Source organism: Pleomorphochaeta sp. (assembly GCF_050031695.1).
GTDB lineage: Bacteria > Spirochaetota > Spirochaetia > Sphaerochaetales > Sphaerochaetaceae > Pleomorphochaeta.
Genome location: NZ_JBNAIC010000042.1, coordinates 53,611 through 71,783 on the forward strand (window position 1 = coordinate 53,611; position 18,173 = coordinate 71,783).

The 18,173-nt window shown below is 26.8% G+C and carries 15 protein-coding genes, 3 tRNA genes and 1 other RNA gene; 12 read left to right on the plus strand and 7 right to left on the minus strand.

What is annotated here, in order from left to right; all coding sequences use genetic code 11:
• The first annotated feature begins 3 nt into the window (after window positions 1-3).
• Window positions 4-582, plus strand: a complete 579-nt coding sequence (locus tag ACPKM0_RS07765; protein ID WP_472474879.1) for an L-threonylcarbamoyladenylate synthase — start codon at window positions 4-6, stop codon at window positions 580-582.
• Window positions 583-641: 59 nt separating this feature from the next.
• On the opposite strand, the gene ACPKM0_RS07770 is transcribed toward ACPKM0_RS07765, so the two are convergent.
• Complete coding sequence (locus ACPKM0_RS07770; protein ID WP_472474881.1) at window positions 642-1,955, minus strand: DUF1015 domain-containing protein; 1,314 nt, start codon at window positions 1,953-1,955, stop codon at window positions 642-644.
• Window positions 1,956-2,254: 299 nt separating this feature from the next.
• Here ACPKM0_RS07770 and ACPKM0_RS07775 point away from each other — a divergent pair, with 299 nt between their 5' ends.
• The 3 genes from ACPKM0_RS07775 to aroH are packed head-to-tail and all read left to right on the plus strand — an operon-like array spanning window position 2,255 to window position 3,594.
• Window positions 2,255-2,878 (plus strand): thiamine diphosphokinase, encoded by a 624-nt coding sequence (locus ACPKM0_RS07775; protein WP_472474883.1) that lies wholly within the window; start codon window positions 2,255-2,257, stop codon window positions 2,876-2,878.
• Window positions 2,879-3,217, plus strand: coding sequence for a hypothetical protein (locus ACPKM0_RS07780; protein WP_472474885.1), 339 nt, complete (start codon window positions 2,879-2,881; stop codon window positions 3,215-3,217).
• Between the two features lie 11 nt (window positions 3,218-3,228).
• Window positions 3,229-3,594 (plus strand): chorismate mutase, encoded by a 366-nt coding sequence (aroH, locus tag ACPKM0_RS07785; RefSeq protein ID WP_472474886.1) that lies wholly within the window; start codon window positions 3,229-3,231, stop codon window positions 3,592-3,594.
• 216 nt (window positions 3,595-3,810) lie between these two features.
• Here the strand turns inward: aroH and ACPKM0_RS07790 are convergent.
• Window positions 3,811-3,884, minus strand: a tRNA-Thr gene (locus tag ACPKM0_RS07790).
• A 21-nt stretch (window positions 3,885-3,905) separates the two neighbouring features.
• A tRNA-Thr gene (locus ACPKM0_RS07795) sits at window positions 3,906-3,979 on the minus strand.
• Between the two features lie 174 nt (window positions 3,980-4,153).
• On the opposite strand from ACPKM0_RS07795, the gene ACPKM0_RS07800 reads away from it, so the two are divergent.
• From ACPKM0_RS07800 to rnpB, 8 genes are all read left to right on the plus strand, one after another.
• Window positions 4,154-6,256, plus strand: a complete 2,103-nt coding sequence (locus ACPKM0_RS07800) for a hybrid sensor histidine kinase/response regulator (RefSeq protein ID WP_472474888.1) — start codon at window positions 4,154-4,156, stop codon at window positions 6,254-6,256.
• Entirely contained in the window at window positions 6,238-8,052 is a 1,815-nt protein-coding gene (locus tag ACPKM0_RS07805) for a hypothetical protein (protein WP_472474890.1), read from the plus strand. Before ACPKM0_RS07800 ends, ACPKM0_RS07805 begins: the two co-directional genes overlap by 19 nt.
• A gap of 206 nt (window positions 8,053-8,258) precedes the next feature.
• Window positions 8,259-8,340 (plus strand) — tRNA-Tyr (locus ACPKM0_RS07810).
• A gap of 56 nt (window positions 8,341-8,396) precedes the next feature.
• The gene (locus ACPKM0_RS07815) at window positions 8,397-8,834 is read left to right on the plus strand and encodes a YkgJ family cysteine cluster protein (protein ID WP_472474891.1); all 438 of its coding nucleotides are present in this window, start codon (window positions 8,397-8,399) and stop codon (window positions 8,832-8,834) included.
• Window positions 8,835-8,842: 8 nt separating this feature from the next.
• The gene (gene dnaG / locus ACPKM0_RS07820) at window positions 8,843-10,651 is read left to right on the plus strand and encodes a DNA primase (RefSeq protein WP_472474892.1); all 1,809 of its coding nucleotides are present in this window, start codon (window positions 8,843-8,845) and stop codon (window positions 10,649-10,651) included.
• 14 nt (window positions 10,652-10,665) lie between these two features.
• Window positions 10,666-12,681 (plus strand): RNA polymerase sigma factor RpoD, encoded by a 2,016-nt coding sequence (gene rpoD, locus ACPKM0_RS07825; protein ID WP_472474894.1) that lies wholly within the window; start codon window positions 10,666-10,668, stop codon window positions 12,679-12,681.
• A gap of 149 nt (window positions 12,682-12,830) precedes the next feature.
• Entirely contained in the window at window positions 12,831-13,634 is an 804-nt protein-coding gene (locus ACPKM0_RS07830; RefSeq protein ID WP_472474896.1) for a zinc ribbon domain-containing protein, read from the plus strand.
• 9 nt (window positions 13,635-13,643) lie between these two features.
• An RNA gene (gene rnpB / locus ACPKM0_RS07835) (RNase P RNA component class A) lies at window positions 13,644-13,981 on the plus strand.
• Here rnpB and mazG read toward each other — a convergent pair.
• The 4 genes from mazG to ACPKM0_RS07855 all read right to left on the minus strand — a co-directional run bounded on the left by mazG (window position 13,975) and on the right by ACPKM0_RS07855 (window position 18,173).
• Entirely contained in the window at window positions 13,975-14,802 is an 828-nt protein-coding gene (mazG, locus tag ACPKM0_RS07840; protein ID WP_472474898.1) for a nucleoside triphosphate pyrophosphohydrolase, read from the minus strand. The two genes, rnpB and mazG, sit on opposite strands and share 7 nt — an antisense overlap.
• Before the next feature lie 104 nt (window positions 14,803-14,906).
• Window positions 14,907-15,761, minus strand: a complete 855-nt coding sequence (locus tag ACPKM0_RS07845; RefSeq protein WP_472474900.1) for a hypothetical protein — start codon at window positions 15,759-15,761, stop codon at window positions 14,907-14,909.
• A 2-nt stretch (window positions 15,762-15,763) separates the two neighbouring features.
• Window positions 15,764-16,438 carry a tetratricopeptide repeat protein gene (locus ACPKM0_RS07850; protein WP_472474901.1) on the minus strand — a complete coding sequence of 225 codons (675 nt, stop codon included), beginning with the start codon at window positions 16,436-16,438 and terminating at the stop codon, window positions 15,764-15,766.
• 70 nt (window positions 16,439-16,508) lie between these two features.
• Window positions 16,509-18,173, minus strand: coding sequence for a S1 RNA-binding domain-containing protein (locus ACPKM0_RS07855; protein WP_472474903.1), 1,665 nt, complete (start codon window positions 18,171-18,173; stop codon window positions 16,509-16,511).

Sequence of the window (18,173 nt, forward strand, 5' to 3'; positions counted from 1 at the left end):
AAAATGAATAATGAAGAATATTCTGAAGTATTATATATAGAACAAGAAAATACGTTTAATAGGACTATTGAACTATTAAATGAAAATAAAGTTCTCGTATTACCATGTGATACTATATATGGTTTATGTGCTAAAATGGGTGATGCTGAAGAGACTTTACGTTCAATAAAAAAAAGACGTGAAACAAAACCTTTTTTGGTATTAGCAACATTAGAGCAAGCTAAAGAATTATGTTATATACCAGAAGAGATAATTGAACTATGGCCTTGTGCATTAACTGTTGTTTTAAACAAAAAAGAAGGCGGAACTTTAGCAATTAGAGTACCTTCAGATCCTTTTTTACAATCAATATTAGAAAAACTAGGATCCCCAATTTATTCAACAAGCATAAATGAAAGTGGTTATAGTTCTTTAACTAATATTGTAGATATTATCTTAAATTATAAAGATAGAGTTGCAGCTTTTGTAGTTGATAGTGAAATGCAAGGGGCAATTCCTTCAACATTAATAGATGTTACTCAAAAACCTTATAAATTATTAAGACAAGGAATATATGATTTACCAGAAGGTTTATTAAATTAAATAACAAAAAAAAGGAAACTCAATCAAAGTTTGATTAATGTTTCCTTTTATTATTTTAATTAATTATTTAAAGCTCTAGCTTCCATATAATATCTTTTTTCATGAGCTTCGCCCATTGAGAATGTTTTTCTTGGTAAAGCTTTGTCTTTTATAATTGCTTCAAAGAATGTATGCTTTGATACATCTGGCATTAATAGAGCTAAATTATTATCTTTGTTACCTAAGTCAATAGTATCATTAAAACCATGTATATAATCTAATGTACAAATATTATTTTCTATAATTTCATCTAATATTAATTGAATTGTCCCTGCAGCAATTGCTCCGTCAGGTGTATTAATTTTATACAATAATAGACCATCTTTTTTACTAGCTAAACCGAAAGTTTGACCGTCAACTTCTTCAATTAATTTTTGCAATGATTCTCTATCATTACAACTAGTTACTTCAAAACTACTACAATGAGCACTTAATAAGTCATCAAACTTATTTTTTGAAATATCAAATAAAACTCTATGAATAGGTTCAAATTCGAGTCCTTCATCATGAATATTTTCAATTTCTACAAGTGCAAAACGAGATGGATGAGTTAATTTTTCTTCTTCTGTCAAATCTTTTTTAATATCTTCCCAACAACTTTTTGCTGTAGCTAAAGAATGATTTCCATCACCCATTGCAAATAATAAAGGATTTGATTTATCTAAAGAATTATATAATCCTTCTAATGCATCAGCCATTTGGTTAAAAGCATAATCATCATTAATTAAATAACCTTCTAATTGTCCTCCGTTTTCCATCAATGGAGTATCATAAACTTTAGTTAGTTTTGATAAATCTGCAGTAAAAGGTTCAATTAAAGATTTTTTTTCATCATTAATTAATACCATAATATGTGGAAGTTCTAGAGGTGCATTTTTTCTGATTTTTTTTCTAGGTGGTATTCTAGATAAAATTGTACCTTCAGTTGCTCTAATTAAAGAAGTAGAATCAACACTAAAATCATATTTTTCTAAATCTAAAGAACCCACCAATCCCCATCTGTGAGTATTATTAACGCTTCTTTTTACTAAGAAAAAACATTCCTTGTATGTTTCAAAAATACCATCATTAACATAATTTTTCATAGTGTCATTAATATTTTCAATTACATCTTCTTCATTTCCATCTTCTAAATAAACTTCAGGAAAAATTAAATTTAAAGTACTAGGACTATCTTCTACTTTCTCTTCTACACGTTTCCAATATGCTCTATCTGAAGTATATTGATCACATGCAACAACAGCCCATTTTTCTAAATCTATTCCTTTTTTTGGAATCATAATATCTGCTGGATTGAGCGCTAAATTGCTTAATCGACTTTTAGCTGACGACATATAATTACCCTCTCTTTCTTTATTTTTTTATGATTTTATAGTACATTACTTAAAACAGTTTGACAACTATTATTTTAAAATTAAATAAGATTTATTTTACTTTAACTTAAAATATTACAAGAAAATTAATTAATATTTAAATTCTTTATAAATAAACTACAAAATATATAAATTTGTTATAAAGGTATAAAATGTAATGAAGATTTACTAAATTACTAATTTATTATCATTTATTGTTTATAAATAAAATAAAATCTAGTAAAGTATAAATGTTAGGATAAATAAAAAAGGAAAATAATATGAGAGCAATAATAGTAACAAATGGAAATGCTCCATTATCTCTCCCAAGTAATTTTGTTGATGATTCTGATTTAATTATTGCAGCAGATGGTGGTTTAGAGATCGTTGAAATTTTAGGGTTAGATTGTGATATAGCTATTGGTGACTTTGATTCATTAAAAAATTTTGAACTATTAGACAATATAAAATATCAAAGATATGATAAAGATAAAGATTTTTCAGATACAGAATTAGCTATTGCATATGCAAAAGATCAAGGATGTGATGAATATATACTATTAGGTGGTGGGGAAGGTAGAATGGATCATCTATTAGGTATTTGGGGTATTTTTAAAAATTATGGACCTCCTATTTGTTGGTTAACAAGAAAAGATGCTTTATATTTAGTTAAAGATGAAAAAACTTTTTCAACAAGTGTAGGTGAAACCGTTAGCATTTTTAATGCAATAATAGATTCTAAATCAATCATTACTGCAAAAAACCTAAAATGGCCATTAAATAACTTCATGGTAACTTCAAATCATTTTTCACTATCAAACAATGCAAATGATGGAACATTAAGTGTAAAGTGTAAAAGTGGAAAGGTCTTTGTTTCATTTTTAAGACCTAGGGAAGAGGATTAAATGCTAGAATCAAGAAGAGTATTAGAAGTAGGGAATAGATTATATTGGTATATGATTTGGCTAAGCTTTGGAATTTTTATCTATTATTTTTTAAGTTTATTTTATGATGTAAATAGTGAATATTTAATATTTGTTTCTAGAGTTTTATCTACATTTTTATTATTTTCTTTAGTCTTTGGGATATGGACATTAGTTTATTCTTTAGCTATATATTTTAGAGATAAAATATTCCCAACTAGAATTTTTATATTAAGTTTTTTAAGAATTTTAATAATTTTAGTACTAGATATCATTTATTCAGTAGTAAATAACATAGCTGGGGAATCATTATTTATTTAAGAGGTTTAAAAATGCAAAATATTTGTGCAATAAGAGGTGCTACAACAGTAGAAAAAGATTCAATTGATAATATTGATTTAGCAGTAAAAGAGTTATATGAAAAAATACTAGAATTAAATAATTTAACTGAAGATGAATTAATAAATATTAATTTTACAATAACGTCTGATTTAAAAAGTAGAAATCCAGCTGCAGCATTAAGAAAATCAAAATACGCAAGCAATGTCCCTTTATTTTGCTCTCAAGAAGCTGAAATTGAGGGTATGATGGGAAAAGTTATAAGAATTATGATTTTATGCTATAAAGATAAAAGTACTGTAAATCACGTATATTTACATCGTTCTGCTTGTTTAAGAAAAGAATACGCAGTTAAATAATCAAATTAAATAAGATTACTAAATAATACATATGCAACAATTTTGATTTTGGCTAACTCGATATTATGTTAGCCATTTTTTTTATCTTCTTTTATATTTTTAAGAAGGGCGTTTATTATTTCCTTTATTAATAGATTGCTAATAGTCTCACTAAAAAATCTCATGAACCTAAAAAAAACAGTGCATAAGTAATGCACTGCTTTTTTAAAATAAATAAGCCACCTGTCAGATTCGAACTGACGACCCCGAGATTACAAATCACGTGCTCTGGCCAGCTGAGCTAAGGTGGCAAGAATATATTTTTAATGTTTAGCCACCTGTCAGATTCGAACTGACGACCCCGAGATTACAAATCACGTGCTCTGGCCAGCTGAGCTAAGGTGGCGAACAATTGGGACTATACAAAAGATGAGCATTGCTGTCAATAGAAAATAGAAAAATAATATATTTTTCTTATTTTTTTTTAAAAAAGTAATAATTATAGCAACTATAAATACAAATTTTACTTATTTTATTGAGTTCTTAATTGTTAAATGCTAATATTCCTAATAGAGTGCTTATGAGTAAAAAAATTGGAACTTTAGTTATATTTATCATCTTAATAATCTTATTTAGTTTTCGTGTCTTTTCTTTATCTTATGAAAACTTAGAAATTAGCATTGACAATGAAAGATCAAGATACATAGAAGAAATTGAGAATCAATTAGTTAGTAGATCAAATGAAATTAGAAATGATATAGAAAATAATTTACATTTTATTTCAGTTTTATTAAATGAAAATCCACCTACATCTTTCTCAGATGTAAAACACAATTACAACAAATTAAATGATAGTGATAATTTTGAATTTATATTAGTTTCAAAAAGTGGCAAATGTTATAGAAATGATGGCTCTTTATTTTCTTTAGAAGATAAAGATTTATTAGAAGAAATAGTTATTTACAAAGAAGAAGTTTCTAAATTTATAAGATTACCATCTGGAGATAATTATTTAATTACTTCTAAAAATATAACTCCCTTTACTATCGAAGATGAAGAAATTACATCAATTATACTAGCAACAACAGAAACCCATTATAGAGAGAGAATGACATTGCCATTATTTAATAAATATGGAATGTCTTTTGTATGTGATAATGAAGGTAGGCTATTAATTAATCCTGAATACGATAGATTCAGTATAATGGGATATAATTTATTTATCTCACTTTTAGAATTAGGTGTAAATGATAAAGTTGTAAACCAAATTATTAATGATTTTAGTAAAGGTGAAAGTAATTATAAATATTTCCAAATTGAAGAAAAATGGTTAATACAATATGCTGCATTTAATGAAGGTAAAGAATATATAATCAGTTTAATTCCAGTTTCTGTAGTCTCTAACGAATTAATTTCAGATGTTTCTAAAACAATTCAAATGGCATATTTTAGTTTATTTTCTATTTTTATTTTATTTATAGTATTTATAATTATAATATATCGCATACTTGCTGAAAGAGATAAAAATAAATTTGAAAGTCAAATTAGAGAAAAAGAAGCTACATCAAGAAGCGAGTTTTTATCACAAATGAGTCATGATATGAGAACTCCTTTGTCAGCTATTGTTGGGATATCTAATATAGCAAAAGATAATGTTAATAATCCTCAAATAATTAATGATTCAATTACAAAAATTAATTCATCTGCAAATTATATATTAGAAATAATTAATGATATATTAGATTTAAGCAAATTAGAGGGTGGTAAATTAAAATTAAATGAAGAACCTTTTTGTTTGAATGATGTAATTTATACAATAGAAGCTATAAATCAACCTAGAGCAAAGGAAAAAGATTTATTCTTTAATATAATTAAAAATTACAATGCTGACTCTTGGTACATTGGGGACAAGCTTAGATTATCTCAAATACTCATGAATTTAATTTCTAATGCTATCAAATTTACTCCGGAAAATGGTAATGTAAAAATATTAGTAGAGAGTCAGAAACTCAATTCAGATACTGATAATTTAATCATTAATGTTTCAGATACAGGTATTGGAATGTCAAAAGAATTCTTAGACAAACTTTTTGTACCATATGAACAAGAAAATTTAAGCATTTCCTCATTATATGGTGGATCAGGACTAGGCTTATCTATTGTTGATAATTTAATTAAATTAATGAATGGTAAGATTAAAGTTAAAAGTGAAAAAAGTGTTGGTACAGAATTTCAAGTTATTCTTAAGTTAAAAAAATCTATCAATATCGAGAAACAAAACAAAGAAGAGTGTGATTTATTTGATTTTTCTAAATTATCAGTTTTATACATTGAAGATCATCCAATAAATAGGTTAGTTGGGGAAAAACAATTAAACTCTATAGGTATAAACAAAATTGATACAGTTGAAAATGGATTAAAGGGCCTAGAATATTATTATAAAAATCCAGCAAATTATTATTCTTTAATAATAACAGATATTAGAATGCCTTTATTAGATGGATATCAATTAATTCAAAGAATTAGAAAATCTAATAGAAAAGATAATTATATTCCAATAATTACTATGAGTGCTAATTCTAAAGATGAAGAAATTAAAAGTGAATATAAAATAGATGCCTCACTATGTAAACCTGTACAATTGAATGAATTGAAGGAAACTATATGCAAAATAGTAAAATAGGGCTTTATCTTTTATTCTTTATATTATTTTTATCATTAATCTCATGCAAAAATGATTCAACTACCTTAGATAATTATATTGAAATTTATATTGATGATGATGTTGATTCGGGAATAATCAATTACTTGAATAGTTTAGATGATGCTTTTGAAGATATCGATATTGTAATAAAAACTAATATAGCAAAAAATAAAGAATTCTTTATGAAAAAATTTTTATCTTCTAATTTTAGTCAAGATATAATTATTTCTAAATATATATCTAATGATTATATAGATAATTTTGCAAATTTATCTGGTAAACCATATTTTCCAAATGAAGCATTAAGCGAAATTAGTAAAATGGATATTGATGGAAATATATATATAATTCCATACAAATCTACAAAAAGGTACTTATTTGTAAATAAAAAATATTTTGAAATTAACAATATTACAATCCCAAAAGATTATAATGAACTTTTATTTAATTTAAACAATTATTCATATCTAGAGAACTTAATTTATTTTAGATTTAATGACTATAATTATTTTGGAACAGATTTATTTAATTTTAGTTTTTCATTAACGGATGGTTTATCAATTTCAGGATATAAATGGGCAAAAGATTTAGAAAATGGAAATGCTAGTGTCTATGATTTAGATTTAACGAATACTTTTAATTTTTTAGATCAATATAATTCATTATTTTTTAAGCAATACGAAACTAATAATTTTGATATAAATAAAGCAGTTGATAAATTTATTAAAAATGAAATTGGAATAATAGAGCTAAAAGTTGAAGAACTTTCATTAATAGAAAATTATTATAATGAAGATATTCAAGCTATTCCTTTTTATTCAGCTTTATCTGAGGAAAATTATATATTAGAGAATAACCATCTATATTTAGCTGTTAATAAAAACTCTATGACGAATAAAAAGGAAATTATAGACTTATTATTAGAAGAAATAGTAGGTAAAAAAGGATTCTCTTCTATAGTTAATGACAGCCATTCTATATACGAACCATTAATAAATATAACAAGTTCAACATTTGATAAACAATATATTTCTAACAAAAACAATAATCAAAATAAAATTACAAATTACTACGATTTTAATAGAGGTGAGGAATTTCTATCTTACGCGGTATATAAATATTTAAATGGTGATTTTGATAGAGATCAATTTTTGGGCTATTGGCAACAAGATGTATTAGTAAGTCAGTTTAATTTAAACGAAGTTAGTATAGCTAAAACAGAAACTGATTTGACTTCGAGAGATTGTTCTATTATTCTTGCTAAATCAATTAAAGCTAGTATTGAATGTGACGCTTCATTTGTAACATATATTGACGAGATAAATGAACTAGATAAATTATCTACAATGTATTCTTCAATACCCATATTTATCGATATGGGAGATATCTATGTAAAAGATATATTTAATATGTTACCTTACAATATAAATAAAGAAATAATTAATTCAAACCATCAACAAATAATTACATATGAATTTACAAAAGATGAAATTTTGCAGCTAATAGAAAACCATAAATCTGATATAATTTTGTATGGTATTAAAAAAATAAATGGAGAAATTTATCTTATTAACGATAACGGTGAACTAGAAAAAATAGATGATTCTAAAAAATATAAATTATGTACTAATTCAAATAACAACTTAGTAGAAATTCAAAACAAAGAATTTTATATTTCAGATATTAAAATTAAAGATATTGTTATCAAATGGGTTATTGATAATTCTCCATTATCAAGTATATCTCTAAATTCTTTTAAAATAAATGCGAAATAAAAATTGTAACATCATTAGTAAAATATAAAAATAATTAAAATTTTAAGTTTTTACCTGTTTTTTTTCAAAAAAAAGCATGTTATAATTGAAGCTAATTGAGAAAAAATGCAATTTATTTATTATTAAGAAAAAAAAGAAATGATTTTTTCAAAATTGGTTGACTAAATTAGTAATATTATTTATATTCCTACATGTCGATTGACGATGGGGAGGTTCCCGAGCGGTCAAAGGGGGCAGACTGTAAATCTGTTGGCTCAGCCTTCGAAGGTTCGAATCCTTCTCTCCCCAATAATGTAGGTCTTCTCTTTTAGAGAAGACCTATTTGCATTTATTAAAGAGGTTTTATGGGCAAACTTATAAATAAAGGCCTAAGGTTTGAGTGCCAAGGATGTAATTATTGTTGTAGTTGTGAACCAGGATATGTATTTTTAAGCGATGATGATTTAAAAACCCTCTGTAATCACTTTTCAATGGATGAAGAAACTTTTATCAAAACGTACTGTAGAAAAGTATATTTGGGTTTTGGATATCGAATTAGTTTATTAGAAAAAGAAAATTATGATTGCATTTTTTTAACTGAAAAAGGATGCAGTTGTTACGAAAGTAGACCATTACAATGTAGAACATATCCTTTTTGGCCAAGTATCGTAAAAGATAAAGAATCTTGGGAAGCAGAAGCTAAAAGTTGTCCAGGGATAAATAAAGGTCAAATAATTAAAGAAAAAGATATAAAAAAACAATTAGATAAAATGGATAAATTTGTTGCAAAAATCATTAATTAGGAGAACTAGTGCCAAAAATTTCACAACAAACAATTGAAAATATAAAAAATAAAATTTCTTTATCTCAATATATTTCTCGCTATGCTGATGTAAAACACAAGCGTGGTAGTGATTATATTTGTTGTTGTCCTTTCCATGATGAAAAAACTCCTAGTTTTTATATACATGATGATAAACAGTTTTTTCATTGTTTTGGATGTGGTGTTAGTGGTGATGTATTTAAATTTGTTTCTTTATATGATCATTTAAGTTGGTACGAATCCGTTCTAAAAATAGCTGAAGAAATAGGTGAGCCTTTAAATTTTGATACAAAAACTATTAACTCTTCTTATAAACAAAAAGCTGATTTTTATAAATTATATGATAGATCTAGAATATTTATGCAAAAAGTTCTATTTTCTGAAATAGGAAATAAAGCAAAAATATACTTACAAGAAAGAAATATTAACAAAAAAATGATTGAAAAATTCTCATTAGGTTATCTTCCTATGCAAAAAAGCTTTTTATATAACAGAATAAAAGAAAATAGTGACTACAATGATGATTTTTTAAATTCTTCTGGAATATTTTATAACAATTCTAAAGATTCTTTATTTGATGGAAGACTAATATTCCCTGTAAGAACTTGGGATGGAAAGACTGTAGCTTTTTCTGCTAGAGACTTAAGCGGAGCATCAAAAGCAAAATATAGAAATTCTCCTGAAACTTTAATTTACTCAAAAAAAAATAATCTATTTGGAATATATGAGTCTTTAGATGCCTTAAAAGAAACCAAAGAAGTAATAATTTGTGAAGGTAATTTTGATGTAATTGCTTTACACCAATCTAATATAAACAGTGCCGTAGCTTCATTAGGAACAGCTTTTACAAGTGAACAAGCTCGACTTTTATCAAGATATGTTAATAAAGCTTACATATTATTTGACAATGATGAGGCTGGAATTAAAGCTACAATTAGAACTTTATCTATTTTACAAAGTCAAGGAATCTCTAATTATGTAATAAATTTTTATGAATTTAATGATCCGGCAGAAATGTTAGAAAAAAAAGGAGAGATTGAATTAAAAAAAGCACTAACAAATAATGTAGATGGGTTTATGTATCTTGTCAATAATGCAATAAAATTATATGATATAAAGAATTCGAAAGGTAAAGACGAGATTTATAAATATGTAAAACCATATATCGATGCAACAGAGTCAGAAATTGAAAAAGATGCATTGCTACAAAGACTATCAGAATTATTAAAAGTAAAACATAAAAGTGTATTATCTCAATACAAAAAAGAAAATGGGAACAAGAGAGAATATCAAAATACTAACATAAAAAAAATTGACATTTACCCTTTGACAAAAAATAGGTTTAATTTAGATTTATTTATAATGCTTGTTATAGTAAATAATAGACAATATTATAAATATTTTCGAAAGAATATAACAATAGATGAATTGAACGACGAGGAGGCTATATCATTATTTAATATATTAGAAGATTATTTTAGGCTTAATGACGAAGATTGTGGGAATGATTATTTTTTACAACTAATTGAAAATCCTCAAATAAGGGCAGATGTATCATCTTCATATTACATGGAAGAGTTTAATGAAAAATACTGCGAGAAACAAATTGAAGAGGGGATAAATAGATTAAGGCTTAGAACCTTAGAAGTTGAAAAAAAGAGATATGAAGAAATATTAGAAATTGCACAATCGTCAAATAATATTGAGAGTATTAAAGCTTTATTGAAAGATCAAATTTTATTAGATCAAGATATTGCCGAATTGAGAGGGAAATTAATCCCTAAAAATAAAGAATGAGGAATGTATAGAGAATGCTGGACAAAAACCTTCTTTTTAATTTTGGTGCTTATTTAAAAAAAGCAGATGACCTTAGTGATAGTAATGCTAAGTCATTAAAATCTAACAAAAAAAATATTGAAAAAGAACAAAAACTTGATGACACACTTTCTGAAGAAAAAAGAGAAATGTTAGAAGAGCTTTTAGATGAAATAGAAGATGAACCAGATGAATCTGCTTATAATGAAGTTGAAGAAGATCCTGATGATGAAGCTTTTGTTAAGGATGATGTAAGTGATGATGATGATGATGATGTCGATATTGATATAGTTTTATCACCAGATGCTGCTAAAATAATTATTCCTGTAAAAGAAGATGAAGAGGACGAAGAGGATGAAGATGAAGAGGACGAAGAGGAATTAGTTGATTCTAAAGACTTAAATTCTTTCTCATCTTTTGAATCAGAAGATACAGTTGGTTCATCAGAAAAAGTTTTCGACATTAATTCAATTGGTAGTCAATCTAGTACTTCACAAGATAAAGACAAAAAATCAACTGTTTTAACAAACTCTAAAGGTGATGTAGATGATCCTATTAGATTATATTTACGTGAAATTGGTAAAGAAAAATTATTAACAGCTGAAGATGAAGTTATTCTTTCTAAAAAAATGGAAGAAGGTAATGCTATTATTTTAGATGTTATCAAAGATAATGGTATATTAATTTCTTTTTTCACAGATATTATAAAGAAATTAGAAGCTAAAATTGATGAAACTGAAATGGAATTCTCTCAAAAAGAGTTGAAAGAAATTTATGCTGAACAAAAAAGATATAATCAATATTATAGAGAACAATTAAATCCACATAAATCAGCTATTAAAGAATATCAAAGTTTAAAACAAGAGTTAATTTCAAAAGGTATTGAATATTTAAAAGATCCTAAATTACAAAAGAAAAGAAAAAAATTATTTTCTGTTCTTAATGTTGTTGAATTACAACCTGAGGAATTAACTTCAATAACTGAAAGATATGTTAATGCTGAATTAAGTATTATTGAATTAATGGATTTGATGCAAAATCTTCAAAATAAACTAAATATTACTTCTGCTAAAGAATTAAGACAACTTGGTAGAGACTTAGCAACTAGAAGCAAAAGTAAGTTAATTGAAGAAGAATTGAATATGAGTGCTTATGAAATAAAAGAACTTATTTCTTCTTATCAACAAACTGAAAAAACACTAAAAGAGATTGAGCATACTTTTGAAGCTACAAGAACATATATTCTTGAAGAAGCTGTTACAATTAAACGTGGTCGTAAAATGATGAAAACAGCTAAAGATAGATTAATTAAAGCCAATTTAAGATTAGTAGTATCCATTGCTAAAAAGTATACAAATAGGGGACTACACTTCTTTGATTTAGTACAAGAAGGTAATATTGGATTAATTAAAGCTGTTGAAAAGTTTGAGTACAGAAAAGGTTATAAATTTAGTACATATGCAACTTGGTGGATAAGACAAGCTATTACAAGATCTATTAGTGACCAAGCAAGAACAATTAGAGTTCCGGTTCACATGATTGAACAAATTAATAAAGTTGTTAGAGAATCAAGATTACTTATGCAATCTCTAGGACGTGATCCATCTGATGAAGAAATAGCAGATAGATTAGGCTGGGATGCAAAAAAAGTTAAAACTGTAAAAAATGTTGCAAGAGAGCCAATTTCATTAGAAACACCTGTTGGTGAAGAAGAAGATTCTTTATTATCAGATTTTATTGAAGACAAAGATGTTGAGAACCCAGCAACACAAACTGCATATAGATTGTTACAAGAACAATTATTAGACGTACTTCATACACTTCCACCAAGAGAACAAGAAGTATTAAAAATGCGTTTTGGTATTGATGGTGGTTATTCACTAACATTAGAAGAAGTTGGATTATATTTTGGTGTTACTAGAGAAAGAATAAGACAAATTGAAGCAAAAGCTTTAAGAAGATTAAGACATCCAAAAAGAGCAAAACAACTTAAAGACTTTATTAATACATAGGGTTTAGGATATATTTATTACATTTATAATAATATTCTTGATAATAAATATAATTTATGATAAATTAAATTTCTGTGTGAATTTATATATTCATCAGATAAAACATAACTCATTTTTATGAGTATAGATCAGATTTTCAGGAGAAAGTGATGCAAAAAGAAGTATTCACAAAGCTAGAAACACTTCAAGAAAGCTTAAAAGCAAAATTTCATGTAGAAGATGAAATTAAACAACTACCACATGAATTAAAACTAAAAAAGGCTCATCTTGAAAAAATTAGAAGTGATTTTGAAGAATTAAATTCAAATGTTGAAACTATCGAAAAAGAATGTAAAACTCTACGTTTTGAATATGATAATGCTGTTATTGCTCATGAAAACAATCAAAAGCAAATGGAAGTTATTTCTACACAAAGAGAATTTGAAGCTTTAGAAAAACAAATTAGTGATTCTCATATTTTAGAACAAAATCTTTTAAAGCAATTACATGCAAAAGAAAGTTCATTAACACTTTTCCAAGAAGAATTAGAACAAAAAAGAGTTGTTCTAAATGAAGTTGAAGAAGAAGTAAAAGCTGAAGAAACAAAATATGATGAAATTTTAGTTTCTAAACTTAAAGAAAAAAATGAATTAGAAGAACGTTGTAATAAAATTGTTGAAGAATTTGAAATCTCTAAAGAATTATTTAACAAATTCTCAAGCATTGTTAAAAATAAAGCAGGTAGTGGAATTGTTCCAATTCATGATAATGTGTGTGGTGGTTGCCATATGCTTTTACCTGTACAATTTGTTAATGATGTTCGTGGTTTAGAAAAAATTGAATTCTGCCCTTATTGTTCACGTGTATTGTATTTCGAAGAAACTGAACTAGCAAAAGATGAAAATATGGAAATTGAAGAAGGTTCATTAACATCATTCGCAAGTGAAGATGAATTCGATTTAGATAATATTTAAATTAATTTTAAGGTTTTCTAGATAATCGCATGCAGTTTTTTCTGTATGAGGAAAGTCCGGGCTCCACAGGACAATAACGCCGGGTAACACCCGGGAGCAGTAATGCTATAGAAAGCGCAACAGAAAGTATACCGCCAAATTTTGGTAAGGGTGAAATGGTGAAGTAAGAGCTCACCGCATGAATGGTAACATTCATGGCATGGCAAGCCTCGTTAGGAGCAAACCCAAGCAGTGAGTTGAGTTGTCCGCTTTTATCTCACGGGTAGGGTGCTAGAGATATATAGTAATATATATCGTAGATAGATGATTATCATTATACAGAACCCGGCTTATTGAAAACCTATTTATTTTTCTTTTTTACAGAATCCCATACTCTATTTAATTCATCGACATTATCTGGAGTAATTGGGATTTTTTTATCATCACAGATTTCTTTTAAATCATTAAATCGTTCTTTAAATTTATTAGTAGAACGTCTCAATGCAACTTCAGGTCTAATTTTTAAATATCTTGAATAATTAATTACAGATAATAATAAATCACCGATTTCAACTTCTAAAGAATCTCTATCTTGATTTATATCTGCTTCTTTAACTTCATCTAATTCTTCTAATATTTTTTTAGCAACATCATCTTTATTATCCCAATCAAAACCGACTTTGCTTACTTTTTTCATACACTCAAAGGAATATTCAAGTTGGGGTAGGGATTTTGGAACTTTTTTAAAAAAATCTAATTTATCATCATGTCGATTTTCAATATTCTTTTTAACACTGTCCCAAATATCAATTACTTGATCACTGTTTAATGGTTTATCATTAATAAAAGATGAATTAAATACATGAGGATGTCGTCTAATCAATTTTTCACAGACTTCGTTTATACTATCTAATAAATTAATATCATTATATTCCTGATGAATAGTTAAAAGCATTATAATGTTAGTAAACATATCTCCTAGTTCTTCTGAAATATTATTTAAATCTTTTTTGTTAATTCCATCTATATATTCATAAGTCTCGTCTATAAGATAAATAGCAAAATCTTTATTTGTTTGTTTTTTGTCCCAAGGACAACCGTTCTCACTTCTTAATAGTTCAGTTATTTCTTTTAATTGAGAAAGAGCTGCTAATAATGTATCTTTTCTTTCAATGTCAAAATTAATCATAAATATAGATTATAAAGTTTAGTTAAAAAAATAAAGTATCTATGTTAAAAAGATAATTAATTATTTTCTAGTTAACAGAATATATATTATTTACAAAAAAAATATTAAAGATCAAATGATCCAACTTCATATAAATCACTCCAAACAATATTAGTAAAATTACCTTCAACTGTTAATGCTGCATAAACATATACAGTAAAGTCAACTGATTCATTTACTTCATCTATATCAGTACACAAATAATCATAATCAGATGTAGAAATATCTGATGTTATAAATTTAGATTTATTATAACGTTTTAGAGTTAGATTTTCAGTGTCTACATAATCATCAGAACTGTTTTTTGTTGTAAAAGAATCCGTGTCACTATCATCTTGAGTAAATTCAAAATAATTATCTGTGCTATTATAAGAAATATCAAAATTAACGTCCCAATCAACATATGAAAAACTATCATTGTCATAATCATAAGCTGTTGCTAAATATGAGAGAGCATCCTGTTCTAATCCATCATAAGTAAACTTATATAACTTAATATCAATGTCATTAGTTTCATATATCAAAACATAAGATTCATCACTTGATGTATCTAATCGTTGTCCAGGATAATTGTCTGAATAAGTATCTTCAAATTCACTCACTATATAGTCACTAAAATATTTTTCACTTACATCACTACTAATTGAAGATGGATAAATTGCATAAAAATAACAGATAGATGGTGTGCCATCAACTTCATAAGAACTATCTATATTAAATTTTAAATTTGTTGATATTGATCCATCACTATTACTAGTTGAATCAAATTCACAATAACTATAATCATCGCTTTCACTGTCTAATAAATAAAGATATGTAGGAATACCACAAGATGAAAATAGAAATAAAAAGACACACAAAATTGTAGCTCTACAAAATTTTGTGTGTTTCTTACAAATAAAATTTAATCTATTTTGCATAATTAATAGTTTAATAAACTATTAGTTGCTAACTTTCCATATTCTGAATTAGGAAATTGGTCAGCTAATTGTTGGAATTGACCTTGAGCTAAATCTAAATTACCTTGACTTTCATAAATTCTAGCTAAAGTAAACATTGCTCTAGGAGTTTCAGCAGCATCGTTTGAATAAGTATCAATTAATTCTTGACAGTACTCAATTACTTTCGTTTCTTGATTAAGTTGTTCAGCACAAACTGCTGCGTTACTTAATGATAAAGAACCAAGATAAGTATTCTTAGCATTTTCTTTAACTTCTAAGAAATAGTCTAATGCAGCTTGATAATTTTCATTATTATATTCATTAATTGCTAATAAATATGTAGCTTTATTTCCAACATAACCAGAAATAGATTGAAGTTCTTCAATCTGAGATACTGCTTGAACTAAATCAGTATCATAAGTTTCTGACTCTTGATTAGAAATTACTGTTGAATATGCTGTTTGGGCACTATCTAATGCATCAAAATTAGCTAATGCTCTTTTATTCATTGTAGCATTAATTATTCCAATAGCTACAACTACTACAACAATAACAATTGCAAGAATTCCAATAATTTTTGAATTATTATTTAAAAAAGTCGATAAACGACTTTCAATAACTTTGTCTTCATTATTTAGATTATCATTATTACTCATTGATAAACTCCCTCGTTTTAGGAAATGTAAACAGGCGGTATACTCCGCCTGTTATTAAAATTTACAAATATTAATTTTCGTCTTTTGAAGCCATTAAATCTGCAAATGTGAAAGTATCCTCTTCATCATCATTGCCATGAATATACTTAGCAATTTCAGATTGTTGTGAACGCTTAATCATTTCTTTAATTGAAAGAGATAGTTTTTGAGTACTTGGATTACATTCAATAACCATTGCTGTGATACTATCACCAACATTGAATTTTTGTAATACTTCATCAGTATATTCTTCATCTGGTCCAACTAAGTTGTATTTACTGATTAATCCTTCGATATCTCCGATAACTTTTACAAAAACTCCAAAATCAGTAACATTTGATACAGTACCTGTAATTTTACTATATTTTGGATAATCTTTTCTTAGAACTTGCCAAGGGTTATCTTCTAATTTTTTAACACTTAAACGAATTCTTCTATTATCTGGTTCTACTCTAGTAACAACAACATCGATTGAATCACCTTCTTTACAGAATGATGACATATTTTTAATTCTCTTTGTCCAAGAAATATCATCAACATGTAAGAAACCATCAATACCTTCTTCTAAATTAATAAAAGCACCGCTGTTAGTAATTTTAACAACTGGTTTGTTTAATGTCATTCCAACTGGATATCTTTCGGCTATAGTATCCCAAGGATTTTCTAATAATTGTTTTAGTCCTAATGATACTCTTTTCTTGTCTAAATCATATCCAAGAACTTTAGCATTAACTACATCGCCAATTTTTAATAATTCTTTTGGATTGTTTACTCTTTTTGTCCATGTTAATTCTGAAATATGAGCCAAACCTTCAACACCTGGTTCAATTTCAATAAATACACCAAAACTAGTAAGTTTTGTTACTGGAGCTGTGATTACATCGTCAACATGGTATCTTTGTTCAAAAGTTTCCCATGGATCTTCACTCATATGTTTTAAACTTAAATTAATTTTTTGAGTTTCTGGATCGATGTTAATTAATCTTAATTGTACAACCTGACCTTTTTTAACAAAATCTTTTGGTCTTGTTACATGGCCCCAGCTCATATCATTAATATGTAATAATCCGTCAAATCCACCTAAATCGATAAATGCACCGAAAGAAGTAAATGATTTAACAACCCCTTCTACTACATCACCAATTTTAACTGCAGCGAAGAATTTTTCTTTGTTTTCTTTAATTTTCTTCTCTAAGTATTCTCTACGTGAAACAACACTTTTTAACTTTGTTCCGGCATGGAACTTATCAATTACAAAGTAGTCAGTAATTCCAATTAAAGTTTCTGGTTCTTCAACACGAACAATGTCCGCTTTAGATAATGGACAGAAACCTTTATAGTCTCCACCTAAATCTACTTCAAAGCCACCTTTAATTACTTTGATAAATTTACCTTCGATTGGTGTTCTACCTTCAGCTGCTACTTTTAATTCTTCAGTGCGTTCTTTCGCATCTGCACGTTTCTTAGAAACTACGATTTGACCGTGTTTACCTTCTTTTGAAACAATAACAACTTTAACACCATCACCAATTTCTGGTAATTCTTTAAACTCACCACGAGGAATCTTACCCTCGCTCTTGTAACCGACGTCAACAAAAACATACTCGTTATTTACCTGAACCACAGTTCCGGTCACGAGCTGACCGTCTTCGATGCCATCAAGAGATTTAAGATATTCCTCCTGCATTAACTGCAT